Source organism: Halomarina pelagica (genome assembly GCF_024228315.1).
GTDB lineage: Archaea > Halobacteriota > Halobacteria > Halobacteriales > Haloarculaceae > Halomarina > Halomarina pelagica.
Genome location: NZ_CP100454.1, coordinates 277,105 through 293,732 on the forward strand (window position 1 = coordinate 277,105; position 16,628 = coordinate 293,732).

The window sequence follows — 16,628 nt, forward strand, 5'->3', positions numbered from 1 at the left end:
TCTGAAGAGTGATGAACCAGACTCCTTCTGTTGTGGCAGGGCGTCGGTGCTTCACACGATCTCAATCGGCAAGCGATCCCGGTGACGAGGCGGTAGATAGTCGTTCTCCGCTTCAGAATGCTCTAAACGACTATTTAACTAGAGAGTTAAATAGTAGTGGGTCATATACTTAACCGGATGGTTGAACAGAAGCCAGACGACCTGGACCTCGACGCGGTTTTCCAGGCACTCTCTCATCCAATTCGTCGGTCAATCCTCGAACAGTTGGCTGATGGCCCAGAGAGTGTGAGCGACCTGGCCGAGCCTCACGACGTTTCCCTGCCAGCCGTCTCTAAGCACCTGCGCGTGCTGGAGGATGCTGGTTTGATCGACGTCGAGAAGGACGGTCTCGTTCGCCGCTGTCACCTCGACGCTGCACCGCTTTCCGCGGCGTTCGGGTGGCTTACACAGTACCGCGTTTTCTGGGAGGACCGGTTAGCTGCGCTGGCCAACCATCTGGAGAACGAAGACCAATGACAGACAACGCCACCAAAGACGATGCATCATCGACAGAGAACCCGGCTGGCGAGGGGCAGAGCATTACCGTAAATCGCGTGATTGAAGCGCCGACGGAGCGGGTGTACGAGGCATTTCTTACCCCTGAGGACATCGCGGTGTGGTCGCCCCCGGAAGGATTCCGCGCTGAGGTTCAGGAGGTCGAGCCCGAAGAAGGCGGTTCCTTCCGCGTTGAGAACATCGGCGAGGCCGAAGGGATGGAACAATACTCCCACACGTTCGAAGGCACCTACCAGGAACTGAAACGCGGTGAGAAGATAGTCTGGACTGAAGAGTCAGGAGAGGGTGAGGATTTTAGTACTGTCACGGTCACCTTGAATGCAGTCCCTGACGGGACTGAGGTCACCCTCCGGTTAGATGGTATCTCCGAGGATGTCGCCGAGGAATACGGCGTCGCGGAAGCGTGGGAAGACTCCCTCCGGAAACTCGCCGGTCAGGTGGAGGACTGACCATGTCAGCTGACGCCACTAGTGGAGAAGCACCCACAGAACCCACGACGAGTGAGGACCAAGATTGGGGGAGAGTCGCCCTGTGTGTCGTGGTCGCCATAATCGCGGCCCTCGGTATCCACTACGTCCTCTTTGAGGTCGTGATTACGGGCATGAACCTTTCCCCGACCGTGCACGCGTTCGCAGGAATGGTTCTATTCTTCTTTGCTGGTTTCATATCGTTCAGCACGATCTATTGAACCTCTTCGGGTTTTATTTTATCAGCGGCACTATCTAGTTAAGCAAAACCACATGAAAAAGCGCGTGACGAACCGCGGATGCTCTGGTGACTTCCCAGACTGTTCGTCAATGGAGCTTGAGCTGGATTGACGGTGTCCACAGTTCTATCCGCTCCTTGTCCGAAAAACAATTGGATTCAATCAGTTATCTTCTATTGAGCGAAGTCATTTCCATTATCTAATTTGTTACTCATCATCATCGAGGAGCTCGACGATCCCTTGTGTCCCATCGATTCGTACTCGTTGACCCGTTTTAATGCGGCGGGTCGCCTCGGACACCGACACTACCGCAGGAAGTCCGTATTCACGCGCGACGAGCGCGCCGTGGCTCATTTGGCCGCCGACCTCCACGACCATCCCTGCCGCGTTCAGGAATAATGGCGTCCAGCCTGGGTCGGATGACGGAGCGATGAGAATTTCACCCTTCTCAATCGTTTCCTCGGATGGATCACGGACGACCCGAGCGACCCCTTCGACGACGCCACCAGAGACACCGGTTCCGACGAGTGCCCCCTCGGGAACGTCTTCGCGCTCGATGCGACTACTTGGCGCTTCCCCCTCACTGGTTAACACAGGTGGAGCGTCCACGGTTTTGTGCCGCTCGAACTCCGCGCGCCGAGAGGCAATATCGATCTCAGGTGGGTTGCCCCCCAGTGCGGCGAACAACTCCTCTCGTCGGAGGAACCAGACATCATCGATTTCGTCCAACTGCCCTTCGTTGACGAGTAACTCACCAGCGTCGCAGATTGCGTCGTGCCACGCCGCAAATAGGTGGGCAAGACCCTGTTTCGGATGCTCGCGCGTCTGGATGTAGCCGCGATAGGTTCGAATCAGCCGCCGGACAACTCGTTTGCGAAGCGGGCCGAACACCCCGCGGTCGGCCCGTTCTTCGAGGGACATCGCCGCTGCGGATGCCTGCTGTTCCATTTGGCGGAGATGCTTACGGTGTTCACCTGCTTGCTCGTGTTTGAGGTTCGCCCGAACCGTCGCGAGTAATCCGGAGGGTTCATCGCGCCACCGAGGACGGCTGATATCGAGTTCTCCGGTCGCACGGTGGCCGAACTCCTCGAGAAAGCCGTCGAGTTCAGTACGGAACGCCTCGCCTCCCTCGAGGGATTCAATCTCATTGAGCGATGCACCCTCTCGAAGTGCTTGGGCGACTGCTGGATGGTCACGCGCCACGTCAGCGAGATCCCCTAGACCAAGATTGATTCGCGTCACTAATTCATCTGGGAAACCCCTACCAACATCGTTCAGTTCCTCGGGAGCATCTGGGACGAGCTGCTGGAGCAAGACTTCTGCTAGCTGGGCAGCATACAACGGTCCGAGACGCGGATAGTTTGTAAGTGCGCTATTATCACTATCAAAGACAGCACGAGCGCGTTCAGCAGGTGTTTCGGGGGTACATACGGGGGCAGCAGCGTTCCATCCCCACGTGTTCCACCGAGCTTCCTCTTGCTTCGGGGTAGGTTCCCCGATGAACGCTCCGAAGAATCCTCTCACCACTGCCGAGATCATCGGTCGCGCTTGTGTCCGAACCGCGCTAGCGACTTGATTCACTAGTGTGAGAATCTTACGAGCTGTCCACTTCTCTTGGAACTCATCACCACGTCGAGCCAACAGATCATCGACGGCAATACCAAGCGGTTCACTGGTCGCTGATAGCCACTTCGGGAACCCACGGCGAACAAAACCGATCTTCAAAAACGGCGTCATATCGATATAGACTCGCCCACCGGCCTCAACTGCCCACTGCGCAGTGGTATCCATTCCTAACTCCACCATCCAGAGGTTGCAGAACTCAATCCAGACATCTCTGACTAGCGGTGGCATCGCTTCGGCAAACGCTTGAACGTGCCCTAAACTGAAGTAGACATGTAGGCGATCGTCATCCGGCAGAGGCGATGGCAGGGGGAACAGTGACGTGATCGGGCGGGACTGCACGACGTAGAACTCTCCCCCATCCAGACACCATTCGATGTCCTGAGGACTTTCCAACAACGCTTCGATGTCCTCGCCTAACTCCACCAGAGTCCGAATCTGCTCAATCGTGAGCACACGCGAGCTGCGTTCGGTCGTGTTTAGTTCGACCGTCTCGATTCCTCCTTCCGGACTTGGTCGAACTGCACTCTGTTGATCCCCCACCTCGTAGTCGAGCACTTCACCAGTCCGCGTCTCCACGCGAATGTTGTCTGCGGTCACCTCCCCAGACACCAACGCCTCTCCAAGTCCTATCCCGGCCTCGATAGATGCGATGCGGCGGTTGCCCGTTTGTGGATCGGCGGTGAAGAGGATTCCAGAGACGTCGGGTATGACCATCTTCTGGACGACAACCGCAATCGAAACCTCCTCGTGAGCGACGTCGTTTCTATCTCGATACGCGATTGCGCGATCGGTGAACAGACTCGCCATGCAGGCGCGAACTCGAGCGATAATCTCATCTGTGCCACGAACGTTAAGAAACGTCTCCTGTTGGCCTGCAAACGACGCCTCTGGCAGGTCTTCGGCTGTCGCGCTGGAACGAACCGCATACGCCTGCTCTGGATCGCTCGAAATCTCGCCAAGGGCAGTCTTGATTGCGTCTCGGATCTCCCCCGGAATACTGCGGTTCTGGATTCGAGCGCGCAATGCGCTTCCCGCATCGGAAATCGCCGCTGTGTCTGACGGATCGATTCCTGCGAGCTTGTCGATAGCCTTCTTGATGGTTGGATCGTCGATTAGTTCCTCATATGCAACAGTCGTCACACAGAAGCCCGCAGGCACCGATAGTTCAGCTTCAACGAGTTGAGCGAGGTTAGCGCCCTTGCCACCGACAAGCGCACGATTCGTTGCCCTAGTGTCGTCGAACGGGACGACGTACGTACCGGCTGCTCGGGCGTCTTCAATATCACTCATGAGTGTCTCCCGCAGAATCAGGTTCGTTCGTTAGCCCGTCTGCAACGGCGGCGATGAGTGTGTTTCGAACTGCTGGGTAATGTTCCTCACCGATATCGTCCTCGTGGAGCGTGATGTATGCTACTGATTCAATCACACGCCCGATTATCTCCGGATCAGGACCGGACATCCGCCCGTCATCGTACCATTGTTCGATATACGGCAGAAGATACGCAACGTTGTGTTCACGCTCTGCTTCTCCTTTTTGCTCCGTGTACTGGGCCTGAATCCGGTCGAATTCGTCTTCGACGATGACCTTGTGGATAAGAGAATTTGATTCGAATTCGTCGGTGAGAAGTTTGAGAAACGCCGCAATCGCGTCCTTTGGATCATCGTGTTCTTCGAAGGAATTCCTCAATAAACGAGGGCCAAATTCCCTGCTGTACTCTTTCAAAATCTCGATATAGAGCTCTTCTTTCGAGTCGTAAAATTGATAAAACGTCCCTGTAGCGATTTCAGCGGGTTCTGTGAGTTCCTGTAGCGTGGTCTTGCGTAGTCCATAGCGGCCAAACAATTCACGCCCAGTCTCGTGAAGTGTTTCGCGAACCCGTTCTCGCTTTGCATCAGTGAAGCGTGGCATGTGTGGTAATAGGTAGTGTGGTGGATGTTTGGTTGGGAAGTCGAGCATAGGCACTCGTCTCTGAATGAATGGCGATGTCCGTTTTACCGATCGAGGGGTATCTGTCGTAGTTGGTTCCCTTGGCCTCTCCTACCTGCTTCTGACCAGGAAACGTACGACGACAGCGAACGACACCTATTCGGATTCTCCTCTCCTTTGCGCTGAAGTATCCGATGGCTTCGTTCTGGCTACCGGCATTTATGCGATTCTCGCCTTCGCTGTCATCTGGTGTCCAGAGGTTCAGTCGGAATGCTTCCATCAGGTATCCTATGAGTTCGTCTTCGTGGTATGATTATATGAATATTTTGTTCAAGATATTCATGCAGGCAGAGACGGCTAGAGATAGGCAAGGCTCTGTTGAATGCTCAATTCACTATACGGGCTGAGACCCCGATATTTGCCCGATCTACTTTTGAGAGGAGGTGTCGACTAACTCGAATAAAGCGCTGAATTAGTTCGGAGCCTGGGAGAATTGATATTCAGTTGGTGATTTGTAGAAATTCAAACGCAGAATCTGTGCCTAACCGGCATTGAAACTCTGTATAGCCACATACAATTTATAAAGTAGAATGTTGTCGTTATAGCCTGTGTATCCTTCGATATAGGGAGAATTCGAGAATGCAGATTCACTGTGTATTATCCCAGTTGTACACAGTAGATTTACGTGGGTCGCCGCCGTCGGTCGAGCACGAACCATGGAACCCGACGAGGGCGACGCTACACCCAGGAAAACACCAGTCGAGACGGCCATCCAGCAGTACCTCGACAGCGTCGAAGCCGGGAACTCCCGGAAGAACTTCGCGTCGACCCTCGCGACGTGGCGAACCTGGCTGCGCGAGGAGCGCGGTGTGACGGACCTCGAGGACCTGGACGTCCTCGACTGCCGCCGATACGCGCGTCATCTCAAAAAGCAGGCCCGCGACGGCGATTTGAAAGCGAGTACCGCGACCACCTACTACGCGTACGTCCGCGCGTTCCTCACGTTCTGCGTGGCCGACGAGCTCCTCGATACGAATCCGGCCAAAGCGAAGCGTGCCACCGACGAGCTCCCCGAGGATCTCGGTGACGCCGACCGGCAGTTCTGGCGGGAAAAGGAGCGGCGGGCGATCATGCGCTACGTCGACGAACGTGTCGATCACGCCCTTGACGAGGAAGCGGACATGAGTCGTGAGCGGGCCTTTCGCGACCGAGCAATCGTCTATCTCCTGGGACTCTCGGGCGTTCGCGGCGCGGAGGTGTTCGCTGAACCCTCGGACGACAAGCGCAACGGCATCACCTGGGGAGACGTCCAACTCGACTCCGGTGCCGTCCGCGTCCTCGGGAAGTCACGAGAGTACGAGTACGCACAGCTTCCCGAGCGGGCCGCCACGGCATTAGAGCGGTACAGGACGGTCCTCGATCCACCGACCGACGAGTGGCCGGTCTTTCCCAGCGGCCACATCCCATCGAAATATCGCGCCGTTCGCGAGCAGCTGACCCGCGAGGGAGTTTCGGACGACGAGATCGAGACCATTCTCGAGCGCAGCGATATCGAGACGGTGCTCCGAGAACATGAGATCATCCCACCAGCGCTCTCGACGAACGGTGCTCGCAACCTGATGAAGCGGCTGTGTGATGACGCTGACCTCGACGTCGACGGTGACTACCTGAAGCCACACGGTGCCCGTCGAGGGCTTGGTCACGAGCTCTACGCGAGCGGCCACGCCGAACTTGCCCAATCAGCACTCCGACACGCGAGCATCGAGACAACCCACGAATCGTACTCCGATATCCAAGCAGCAGAGACCGCGAAGCAAGTCGACGATCTCCTCAAGGACTGAATTAACCAACACTAATCCAATTGTATGGAGACTGTTGGTTAAAGCAGAGGGGAACTCCCCTGACCATTCATTAATCTTAATATTAAGATTAATTCTAGAATCAACCGATCAGCTGTAGTGACTCAGCTATCATTGGTTAGGATGGAAGCATGAGAACTCCCAGGCTTTGTTGAGCACTTGAGGTCTGATAGGTTTCAGGAGTCGTGCTGAACGTAGAGCGCGTATCGTGTATTCGAGATTGATCTGTTGTGTGAGAGCGTGATCCGACTGAACAGCTTCATCCGCTGTGAGTCCGATTTAGCGAGTTCTAGAGTTTCTGCTCGGTGTCATTCAACTGCTTGAGAGAGTTTTGACTGCCTCCGGTAACGAGACACGAACGATACCGCGTATTGATTAGGTATTGAGAGCGGATTTAGATTGAGGGATTGCAGTCATCAACAAGATGAGTCCGGAGATCTGTCGCTATCGTATTGCCGCAGAGAGGACAGCTTTGCTTGACGTTGATTCGAATTTGATTTGTCAGGAATTGGAATCGCAGCGTATGTTCTGTAAACCAGAATCCTGGTTCCCCGATTTCGTAGTGTAACACCAGTTTCGGTGGCGTAGGGCCATCCGCTCCGAGATCCAACTGCTCGAGGATCTCTTCCACCTTGGAGGAGTGATCGCTGAGAGCCTCGACTAAGTCCTCGTATCCTCTGGCCACCACTTGGAGATCCTTTCCTGGGTCACCCCATTCCTCTTCGAACTGTTCTGTGTGCTCGTCCTCGTAAAACTCGATATCAGGGATTAGTTCGCCCTGTATCTGGCAGACAGGTTCAGACTGGAGTGTGCGGCCGTCTAAGGTGACTAAGTCGACATGGACAGTAGTCCAGTGATTCTTTTCACCAACTGTTTTCAGCTCTTCTACAGCGGCTACAGCATCGTCTTGTTCCAGGTCTGATTCGATGCACTCGTTGATGATGTCTCCTTGTTCCTTCGCAACGTTCAGAGGAATCGGGATTCGCTCGCCGCTGATCTGTTGCAGCCAATACAGCTGTTTCAACTCCTCCCACTCCAGGAAGTAGTCCAGTTCCTCCGGGATGTCGAAGTTCTCTGGGGTTCCGGTGTCGATCTCTTGATTCGCCTGTTCGTCAACGATGATAATTCGGTCAATTCCTTCGCCGTTCAGCTCTAACTCCTGGAGATTGAGGTATTCGAAGTACTGGTCGACGTCGAGTTCGTCGACGATGAAGTTGAAGTTAACACCGAGTAACGGTTGCGGGGTAAGACCGACGACTCCGCGTTGTAGCGTTGTAACCTCCAGAGGGTACTCTTCCGAGGTTTCCTCATCGTATTGGGTCTTGATGTAGAGGGTGCGATGATCTAGTTCGATCCTGCCCGGAAATTTCACTTCCTGTGGCTGCTGTAGTTCTTCCAGTTCCTCGATTTTAGGGAGGATGATGACTCCGCTCTTGCTTGTGGCTGTAATCCACTCCTGTTCATCCTCATCATCGGCTTCCTCGAACCGAAAGAAGGAGAGGTCGATTTCCTCGCCAGAGGTTTCTGCCCGGGAAACCTTCTTGAGGTAGCTGAACACTCGGTGTGTCTTCCCAGCTATTTTCAGCGAGTGGTCAATGAGGTAGTCGATAGGGACACCGGCGAGGAATGGCTTCCAGTCCTGGGTTCTGCATAAGAACAGTACGAAGTTCAGATCAACTTCGAGTTCCGTGTCTTTCTCATTTTCCCGGGAGATCTTGAATCCGTTCTCCAATTGAGGTAAGGCCCTGTTCCCGTGCTTTACCGCGTTGTAGATATCGTGGAAGTACAGATAGAACTCGCCTATGCGTCGAATATTGGCGTCTAAGACTTCGATGGACTGGTCGATTGCCTCCCGCAACTCTTCTTCAGAAACTTCTTCTCCAACTTCGTCGATGAAGGCGTAGCCAAACAGTGACTCCAGGACGGCTTCATAGTCTTCGTCGATTCCCTGGTTCTGCAGGTATTCGTCTTCTTCTCCATCCTGGAGGCTTTCGAAGAAGCGGTGGAGGTGTTTGGGTCGGATTTCAACGAGATGGTCGACGAGGTTCTCTTTGCCTTTGACGTAGGAGAGTAGGTAGATTCCGAAGGCTTCGACGTACTGTATGGTGGATTGGAAGACTTCGACTTGGGCGTGGGTATTGATTTTCTCTTCCTTGCCGTCCGCGTCGATTTGTATTCCTGATTTTGTTTTCTCGTAGGCGTCTTGGATGTAGTAGTAGAGGATGTCCTCATCGTGGATCGTGTCGATGAACTCTCCTGCAGTACGTTCTTCAGACCCGGATGAAAATTCCAGGCCGTCAAGAGAGTCTTCTGTCATTAAGTTGGTTCAGTTGTTCACTGCATATAGTCCTACTCTCAGCAATAATTCGAGGCGCTCGCTTGCGGGGTCTCTGACTTGTACAGTGAAGGGAAGACGCGTTTAGTTGTCTCGCTGTACTTAGCAATTCAGCCGTCTCACTCTGGGTACTCCGCTGCAAGATACACCTCTGTATCTTGCACGAGGGTTGTATCAGCTATTGAGAGCTTCAATAGAGCCAACTCCCAATACAGTACTTGTACCTATGAGTTCCTCAGAAGATGTTAATATTAAGATTAGAGTTGAGGGCAACACAGCCCATTCGTGGTCTCACAGCAAGGAGCCAGGATAGCGGTAGCTTAGAGCTACCATGGTAGCTCTGAGAGAACATTCATCGGGGAAGACACCATGAATACACTCAGATGAAAAGGCGCTCGCAGCCATTAACCATCGCTTCCAACAGTCGCAGCGACGGATATGGCGTTCAAAGTACCAGCCAACTTGGAGGCAGCGAGAAAGTGCTCTCCTCGAAACCGCCTGACGAACCCTAGGAAGCCTCAGCCGCTTCCACATTCGGTTCGTCGAATTCGAGGGCCTCTCTAACGGCTTCGGGAAGCGTCGGTCGCGGTGCGTCCTCGTGGCGCTGCACCCGCTCGGATTTTTTCGTCTCCTCGTAGACAGCGCGGGCAATCGGGACGCCCCGCAGGAAATTATGCTCGTAGAGGATCTCAACCCCGCGCTCGGTCGGTCCCCAGAACTTTGACGGGAGGTCTCGCGTCGACACGTTGGGTTCGTGCACGTAGACGTCGAGGATTCCTGCCTCTTTGAGTGTCTCGAGCTGGTCGAGGATGGCTGCCTCGTTCTTCGGAATCATGTAGTCGAGCTCGGCCAACGACGCGAGGTGTGCTGGATGACCGAGAACCAACTGCAAGATGAGATGGCGCGTCTCCTGGGAGAGCAGCTCACGCATCCGCTGCTGCTCTGCGAAGGGATCCTCGAACCCTTCCGGGGCCGTGTCGCTCATACTGTAGAGTAGTGGGCTCGACTGCATAACGGTTTGGGTTGAACAAGTCAATAGAATCACCGAAACACTGAGTTAGTTAGAAACGCCTTTTACTCAGCCAGTATAGTTCCCACTTATGAGTGCTCCATCTGTGCCCCCGAACTCGGGCAAGATCATGAAGGCTGTGCAGCAGGCCTTACGCGGGCTCGACGTCGGGTCAATGGAGGCCGTGCAAATCCTCTCGTGGGCAAACAGTGAGACACCAGCAATCTACGACCGGGATCAAACCGCGTATCTCGTCCTCGGAAGCTACCGCGATCCGTATCTCCGACGCGTACGGGCAGTCAGTGATCGGCTGAACCGCCGATACGGAACATATGCCTTCCTCATTGGAGACCTCTCAGACATCGACCTCCCCCGACTTCCGGAGTTCCGCGTGAAGTTCCATATCACGGCGACACTCTGTGATTATGTGGCTGCTGTGTTCGAGCAAGATGCGGGCGGTGAGATCAACGAACTCGGCAAACTGGGCGAAACAGAGTACTTCGAGAAGGCGTACGCCTTCCCGCGCGCATACCAATGGGAAACGGAGGACCACCTCACCGACGAACGTGATGTAATCGCTGCTGCTGCGCAGATCAGCGCTGCCACCGGCATCGATGATGAGACGAAGACTGCAGAACTCGAGGCCCTCGTCGAACGAGCGGACGACACTGGGATCGACATATCGGTCGATGCGGTGAGAACCACGCTTGAGGAACACGATATCGAGGTTCCGTCGTACAGCTGGGTGCATCTGAATGACTTCCGTCTCTTCGAACTCCACGGACGATGTTATCCCTGGACGACTGTGGAAGAGTTACTCGGCGCTACAGATGATCTTCCAGGGTCACCGAGACCAGGGTGGGAACAACGATAAATCCAGTTTTAATATTAATTCTAATCTTAAGGGAAGGTCTTCCGTTGTTGTTCGACATCAGCGTGCCCAATCGAAAGTCCTCTTGCCTGAGAGAAATGCCGAAGTTTCTACTAATTTGAAGAGATCCTCATTGAAACGGCGCTGTCTGTGATCGGGACCAGGGCCGCCATTAATCTTAACTCTAAGATTAAACCAGAGTTGTGACCTGTTATCAGGAGACTTGAGAGGAAACTTCCGCTCCACTGTTCGGCTTAACGGGAGCTACCTAACGGAGATGGAGCTTGGAGCGATTCCATATCAGACACCGACTTTACGATGTCGACCAGGTCGTCTCGCGAGAGGGGGTCGATCTCTTCGCGAACGCCGTCGACTGTATAGAGAATCGACGCCGAAATCTCACGCTCAGGATACAGCTCCCGAAGCACGTGATAGTAGACACTGAGTTGTTTTCGGTACTCGGCTTCCGCATGCCGACCACGGTCGGTCTTGTAGTCGACCACTTCGATGCGGTCAGCTCGAACGTGGACGAGATCGATAATCCCGGAGATCATCACGCGAGTCCCGTCGACGTCCAGCGGAAGGTAGGCGTCCTCTTCGACGAGCAGGTCGCCCGACAGGCCATCGAGAAACGACATCACGTGCTGTTTGTCGTCCCATCCGGGGTCATCCTGATTCAGTTCTACATCATCGCCGCGCGCGTACGCTTCCGCAAAATCGTGGACGTCGGTGCCGAACGACTTCCCCATACCATCGTCGACGTCCTCGAAAACGTCCTCACGCATCAGTGAATGCGGTGAGTGTCCGACCGGTCCCTCCGGTGTCGGTACCGTAATCAGCAACTCTGTCTGCTCGGTGTCGTCGACGGTGTCTGCATCGGGTTCAGTGTCCCACGCTTCGATTTCAACCGGGAGTTCTTCGAGGAACGTGTTTGGGTCCTCCCCGGCCGAGAAGATCACGTGGCTCTCGGCGCGCGTAATCGCCACGTAGAGCAGTCGGCGCTCCTCGTCGTACTCCCTGGGCAAACACCGGCGGAGGACGTCAGTCCGCCAGTCATCGTATACGTGAGGAAGGCCGTCAGCCTCGGCGTAGCGTTTCCGCTGTCGGAGTCCGACCGGATCCTGAAACGTAATCGTTCCACTCCCGCCGCCCGATGGCGGGAATCGCCCACTGTTCATGTTGGCGAGCACGACGATAGGATGTTCGAGCCCCTTCGCTGCGTGAATGGTCTGGACCGTCACTGAGTTTGCACCGGCGTTCGCATGAACATCGTGGGTACTGCCCGCTTCGATGCCGCGCTCGATGAACCGGATAAGGTCTCCCCGAGTCAGTGTCGTCGCGGTGTGTACCGACTGAATCGTGTGGAGTACGACGTCGGCTGTAGCACCGTCGTACCCGTACCGCGAGAAGACGCGTTCGGCCACCCCGCCGAGCGTCTCCAGTTCTGCCAGCTTCTCGCGGAACGAGCGCATGTTCTCGGGATACGCCTCGGTCTCCAGGACGTGCTTGATCTCATCGAGTGTGTAGCCTGCTTCCTCGAGGACGACCGCCCAGCCGCGGTCGGTGTCGGATTCGAGGATGCGGAGCCACGCCAGCAGTAACTTTGCCTGGGGCGTGCGGAACAGCTCGATCCCGCCCTCGTACGCCATCGGCAGTCCGTACTCTTCGGCGGTCTGCAGCAGGTCGCGGCCGAACTCTCGTGTTCGCGTGAGAACTGCGACGTCTCGATACTCGGGCGTCCGAAGCGACCCGTCATCGGCCTCAACCTGGTAGGCGTCGTTGCCCACTAGCTCCTGTATCTTCGCGACCACCGACTCGTGTTCCTCCGGGCTCGTGATCGCTTCGATCTGGGTGTTCTCGTGTTCGGTGTTGGTCGAGAGTGAGACGATTCGATCCTGAATGGCCTCGACATCGACATTGTCCCGGTTCGCCGCCGGAACGAGTAGCCCGTGCTCCGAGAAGTCAAGGATCTCCTGGGTGGAGCGGTAGTTCTCGATAAGCTCGATGGTATGAATCGGCCGAGTGTCGAAGGTAACCCGTTCGTGGTCGGCGTTCAGTTCGTCGACGAACCGATTGAGGCGGTCCTCGAAGGCAGTGATGTTCTCGACTTCGGCGTACTGGAAGCCGTAGATGCTCTGTTTCCAGTCGCCGACGACACAGAGGTTGTTCGTGCCCGCGAGTAGCAGCGTCAGCTTGAACTGGATCTCGCTGGAGTCCTGGAACTCGTCAACCATCGCGTAGTCGAACGCAATGGACTCACGAAGCGCGTGATCCTCACAGAGCAGGACGAACGCGAACAATTGGAGGAACCCGAAGTTGAGGTAGTTCCGGCCGAGCGCGAATTCGAGATACTCGTAGTAGACGTCGTGAACGAATGCCTTGAGTCCCTCGCGGTCAGCGTCGAACACCATCCGAGCGACAGCATCGGGGACGCTCTTCGTGCCCTGCCCGCGAATCTGGGCCTTCTCAGGGGCGTCTGGCAGGTAGCACTTGTTCTTCCCGTAGCGATTGAGCTTCGAGCGAAGCCGTGACTGCTTGCTCCCGCCATTCTGTGGCTTATTTACCTCGTCGAACAGCGATTTGAACGCCTCAAAGTCGCCATCGAGATACCGTTCGCCGTTTCGATACCAGCCGTTGGCTGTCGGGAACACGCCCTTCGAGGCGAGTTGTGAGACGAGTCCGAGGAGTTCAGTCGGCTTCGAGACGATGCGGAAGTAGTCATCGTACTCGGGGTGGTCGTCGCTGAACCGGTCGATGAACTCCCCGAACAGGGCTTCCTCGACGAGGTCGTCCTCAACGATGCGTGTCGAGCCCGTGATGCGGTCGTCGATCCCGAGGTGCGTCGGCGCGGCATAGCCGTGCTCCTGGAGGAGATCGTGGCAGAGCGAATGGAACGTCTGGATCGGCGCGTCCGCGAGATCGCGCATTCCGTACTCGCAGTGGCCGACGATCCGGTCCTTCATCTCGGCTGCAGCGTTGTTCGTGAACGTCACCAGCAGCACGTCCTCAGGAGCGACGTCGTCCTCGTCAACGATGTTCGCATAGCGGCGCGTGATGGTGAACGTCTTCCCCGTGCCTGCGCCGGCGTCAACGAGGTATAAGCCGTCGGTGCTGTCGATGAGGTCCTGCTGTTGAGGGTTGGGGTCAGTCATGGTCAAGAAGGAGGTCGCGGTTGTCCACGCGACGGTAGTTCGGTTCACCGGCGAGTCCGTTCACAGGGAAGCGTTCTTCGCCAGCACGTCGGTGGTTAAGTTCCATCATACGCTCGGTGACGAACGTCTCGAAGGCGTCGAGATCCTCTTCGAAGTAGTTCTGACTCCGAACTCGTGCCAGCTGACGAAGCAGCTGTTTACAGCCCGACGAGACGTATTTGTACTCGCCGACACACTCCTGGAGTCGGGTTTGCATCGCCTGCCCGAACTCGGAGTCGATGAGTTCGTCACTATCGCGTGTCGCCGGTAGCGGGACCGACTCGAACGCGGCTTGATAATCAGTGTACTCAATCTTCGAGAGCGTCTTCTGGCAATTCTTCGCCCCGTCATCGCGGAGCTTCTCGAACGTCGCTCGCGACCGGGCGTGCTCCTCGAACTGGGTCGGATGATACTCAACGGTCGTCAGCGTCTCATCTAAGTCCGCCTCGCCGGCGACGACGTCGTCGAGCGTCTCGAGAAAGTGGAAGAACGTGAACTGTAGGCGCTCGCCTGGGCGCTCGCTCCGACGGTGGGCGAGATAGAGAAGTGCCTGGAAGTTCGGCGTATCGCTCGGTGGATCGAGCGCGGAGTTCTTGACGACGCGAGACGCCCGTTTCCGACTCCCACTCTTGTAGTCGAGGAGGTGAGTCGGTCCATGAACAAGGTCGATCTTGCCTTTCAGTCCGAGGTCTTCGTTCTCGAACCAGCGCTCCGTGAACGGCGAGTCGACTTCCCTGTCAAAATGGGCCGCGAAGAAATTCTGCCCCCACCCACTGTTCGGAGTGAGCAGGTCGTCACCCTCCGGGGTGCGTTCGTCGAGCAGCTCGACGATGGTTTCGAGGCCGACCCGGTATTTGGTACGGCGCGTTGGACGGTCGACGCGCCGCACGAACGGACCCGCCTCCTCGAGCATTACGTCTACAAGGTCTTCGATGGTCTCCTCGTCGATCAGGTCGGGGTGGTTGACGTAGAACTCGGCGAAGTCGTGGAAGAGATTCCCCTCCTTGAAGTAGTCCTTATCGGGGCCATCGACAAGCCGACTGAAGAGGTAGTCACGCGGGCTGTTGACGTACGTACTCAGACTGGACTGGCTGACAGTGTCGATTTGCGTCGGTGAGACGTCGAGTGATTCCTTCTCGAACCCATTCTGGGCCGCACTGAAGGTCCGTCCGTGAGTCACCGTGTCGAGATCGCTGAACCGTTCGAAGTCGTCATCAAGGAGGTCCTCGAAGTAGAGACACGGCGTTGCGGGTGAGCCGCCGATCGTGTCCTGAACGAGGTAATACTGTTCGACGCCGTTCTGGAGGAGGAGCTGAAACTGCGTCAGGTTCCGACTGAATTCAGCGTCACGGTCGACCCACGGACGACGTGGTGGAGAGTGAGTCCACGCTTCGTCGAGGCCGAGGTAGAATACGACGGGGCGGTCCACGTAGGCTGCTGACTTTGCGTCGGCCAGGAGAACCCCTTCGTCTTCGCGGTCGACGGGGACCTCGTAGCTCTGAAGGTAGTATTCGAGCCGATCAATGCCCTGTCTAGTGACGTCGTCGGTAGCGATCCCGAGCGCCTCGAGTTCATGTCGGAACGCATCGAGGCTGATTCCGGCCTGTCGTTCGTATGCAGTAAGTGCTCCAGCGAACGTTGTTTCGCCGATCTCCGCGCTGAACTCCTGAAACCACGTCAGACTGGCAGCGTCGACATCCTGTAGCCGCTTGTCGTCGTGTTCAACGTCGACGGCGATCCCGAGGCTGGAGAGAACAGAACGAATGGTCTTCACGCGCGTCTCCGTCCCGCGAGTAGCAGCGCGAAGGAACTGGACGAATCCACGGTGGTGCTGTTCGTCAGCGAACCCGGGGCCACCGATAAACGGAATATCGGCGGCTTCGAGCGCGCTCGGAACGAGCGTTGCATATTCACTCCCGCGATCCGCGACGACCGCGACGTCCTCCGCATTGTCGGCGGAGACGATGCCGAGCACAGCGTCGACGATTGCTGTACTTGAATCGAAGATGTGGAACGGCGGTCGGTCGAATGCGGCATCGGTGAATGGATCGAACGTATCGTACTGCGTTGGGAGAATCGATCGTTCGAGGGTCGTGAATTGGTCGTGGCCGACGACGGCGACGTCTTTGCTGTCGTCGATTTGGTACTCGTCGAGTCGCCGGGAGGTCGTATCGAGCGTTGAGAGCTGTTCGACGGTGGTTTCCGTCGCGGTGTCGGCGTAGGCGTCGTAGTCGAGAACGGCATCGACGCGTCCCTGGTGCTCCCAGCATTGGAGCGTGTTGCCGATCGCGTATGCAGCCTGCTTCCACTCGAGGTCGGTGGTCGTAACGAGTTCGAGAAAGGCACTCCGGTCCTCGGCGCGTTCGCGGCGGCCTGCTGCGAGTCGGCGCGGCGTGATGGCAAATATACCGAGATGAGCGCGATCAAGACGTCGGTTCAGCCCACTGGCAAGCGGCGCATCAGGAACGATGACGAGGTCATAGTCTCGGACTTCGTCGTAGAGGGAGTCAAGTGGTTTCGCCCGCGTAACTGGCACGGTAACAACAACT

11 protein-coding genes are annotated in these 16,628 nt (G+C 56.2%); 5 read left to right on the plus strand and 6 right to left on the minus strand.

What is annotated here, in order from left to right; translation table 11 throughout:
* The first annotated feature begins 177 nt into the window (after nt 1-177).
* Genes NKI68_RS01445 through NKI68_RS01455 form a run of 3 tightly spaced genes read left to right on the plus strand, consistent with a single transcriptional unit; the run spans nt 178 to nt 1,243 of the window.
* Complete coding sequence (locus NKI68_RS01445) at nt 178-516, plus strand: ArsR/SmtB family transcription factor (RefSeq protein ID WP_254544909.1); 339 nt, start codon at nt 178-180, stop codon at nt 514-516.
* Nucleotides 513-1,004, plus strand: coding sequence for an SRPBCC domain-containing protein (locus tag NKI68_RS01450; RefSeq protein WP_254544910.1), 492 nt, complete (start codon nt 513-515; stop codon nt 1,002-1,004). The genes NKI68_RS01445 and NKI68_RS01450 overlap by 4 nt, the downstream gene beginning before the upstream one ends.
* 2 nt (nt 1,005-1,006) lie before the next feature.
* Nucleotides 1,007-1,243: a hypothetical protein gene (locus tag NKI68_RS01455; RefSeq protein ID WP_254544911.1), complete on the plus strand. Its 237-nt coding sequence runs from the start codon at nt 1,007-1,009 to the stop codon at nt 1,241-1,243.
* Nucleotides 1,244-1,468: 225 nt separating this feature from the next.
* Here NKI68_RS01455 and NKI68_RS01460 read toward each other — a convergent pair whose 3' ends face one another.
* Together NKI68_RS01460 and NKI68_RS01465 are read right to left on the minus strand one after the other, a co-directional pair.
* Nucleotides 1,469-4,177: a PEP/pyruvate-binding domain-containing protein gene (locus tag NKI68_RS01460; protein ID WP_254544912.1), complete on the minus strand. Its 2,709-nt coding sequence runs from the start codon at nt 4,175-4,177 to the stop codon at nt 1,469-1,471.
* Nucleotides 4,170-4,844 carry a TetR/AcrR family transcriptional regulator gene (locus tag NKI68_RS01465; RefSeq protein WP_254544913.1) on the minus strand — a complete coding sequence of 225 codons (675 nt, stop codon included), beginning with the start codon at nt 4,842-4,844 and terminating at the stop codon, nt 4,170-4,172. The genes NKI68_RS01460 and NKI68_RS01465 overlap by 8 nt, the downstream gene beginning before the upstream one ends.
* A 686-nt stretch (nt 4,845-5,530) precedes the next feature.
* Between NKI68_RS01465 and NKI68_RS01470 the strand changes: the two genes are divergently transcribed.
* The gene (locus NKI68_RS01470) at nt 5,531-6,655 is read left to right on the plus strand and encodes a tyrosine-type recombinase/integrase (RefSeq protein ID WP_254544914.1); all 1,125 of its coding nucleotides are present in this window, start codon (nt 5,531-5,533) and stop codon (nt 6,653-6,655) included.
* Nucleotides 6,656-7,067: 412 nt separating this feature from the next.
* Here the strand turns inward: NKI68_RS01470 and NKI68_RS01475 are convergent, their stop codons facing one another.
* Nucleotides 7,068-8,990 carry a hypothetical protein gene (locus tag NKI68_RS01475; RefSeq protein ID WP_254544915.1) on the minus strand — a complete coding sequence of 641 codons (1,923 nt, stop codon included), beginning with the start codon at nt 8,988-8,990 and terminating at the stop codon, nt 7,068-7,070.
* Between the two features lie 526 nt (nt 8,991-9,516).
* A complete protein-coding gene (locus NKI68_RS01480) occupies nt 9,517-9,993 on the minus strand; it encodes an ArsR family transcriptional regulator (RefSeq protein WP_254544916.1) in 477 nt (158 codons plus the stop codon).
* A 115-nt stretch (nt 9,994-10,108) separates the two neighbouring features.
* On the opposite strand from NKI68_RS01480, the gene NKI68_RS01485 reads away from it, so the two are divergent.
* Nucleotides 10,109-10,891: a DUF8170 family protein gene (locus NKI68_RS01485; RefSeq protein WP_248898257.1), complete on the plus strand. Its 783-nt coding sequence runs from the start codon at nt 10,109-10,111 to the stop codon at nt 10,889-10,891.
* A gap of 251 nt (nt 10,892-11,142) precedes the next feature.
* Here the strand turns inward: NKI68_RS01485 and NKI68_RS01490 are convergent, their stop codons facing one another.
* Nucleotides 11,143-14,040 (minus strand): UvrD-helicase domain-containing protein, encoded by a 2,898-nt coding sequence (locus NKI68_RS01490; protein ID WP_254544917.1) that lies wholly within the window; start codon nt 14,038-14,040, stop codon nt 11,143-11,145.
* On the minus strand, nt 14,033-16,615 hold the full coding sequence (locus NKI68_RS01495) for a PD-(D/E)XK nuclease family protein (RefSeq protein WP_254544918.1): 2,583 nt from the start codon (nt 16,613-16,615) through the stop codon (nt 14,033-14,035). Before NKI68_RS01495 ends, NKI68_RS01490 begins: the two co-directional genes overlap by 8 nt.
* Nucleotides 16,616-16,628 lie beyond the last annotated feature (13 nt).

Coding starts and splice junctions, on each gene's coding strand:
- NKI68_RS01445 (WP_254544909.1), top strand. CDS start 178: ATGGTTGAACAGAAGCCAGACGACCTGGACCTCGACGCGGTTTTCCAG.
- NKI68_RS01450 (WP_254544910.1), top strand. CDS start 513: ATGACAGACAACGCCACCAAAGACGATGCATCATCGACAGAGAACCCG.
- NKI68_RS01455 (WP_254544911.1), top strand. CDS start 1,007: ATGTCAGCTGACGCCACTAGTGGAGAAGCACCCACAGAACCCACGACG.
- NKI68_RS01460 (WP_254544912.1), bottom strand. CDS start 4,177: ATGAGTGATATTGAAGACGCCCGAGCAGCCGGTACGTACGTCGTCCCG.
- NKI68_RS01465 (WP_254544913.1), bottom strand. CDS start 4,844: ATGCTCGACTTCCCAACCAAACATCCACCACACTACCTATTACCACAC.
- NKI68_RS01470 (WP_254544914.1), top strand. CDS start 5,531: ATGGAACCCGACGAGGGCGACGCTACACCCAGGAAAACACCAGTCGAG.
- NKI68_RS01475 (WP_254544915.1), bottom strand. CDS start 8,990: ATGACAGAAGACTCTCTTGACGGCCTGGAATTTTCATCCGGGTCTGAA.
- NKI68_RS01480 (WP_254544916.1), bottom strand. CDS start 9,993: ATGAGCGACACGGCCCCGGAAGGGTTCGAGGATCCCTTCGCAGAGCAG.
- NKI68_RS01485 (WP_248898257.1), top strand. CDS start 10,109: ATGAGTGCTCCATCTGTGCCCCCGAACTCGGGCAAGATCATGAAGGCT.
- NKI68_RS01490 (WP_254544917.1), bottom strand. CDS start 14,040: ATGACTGACCCCAACCCTCAACAGCAGGACCTCATCGACAGCACCGAC.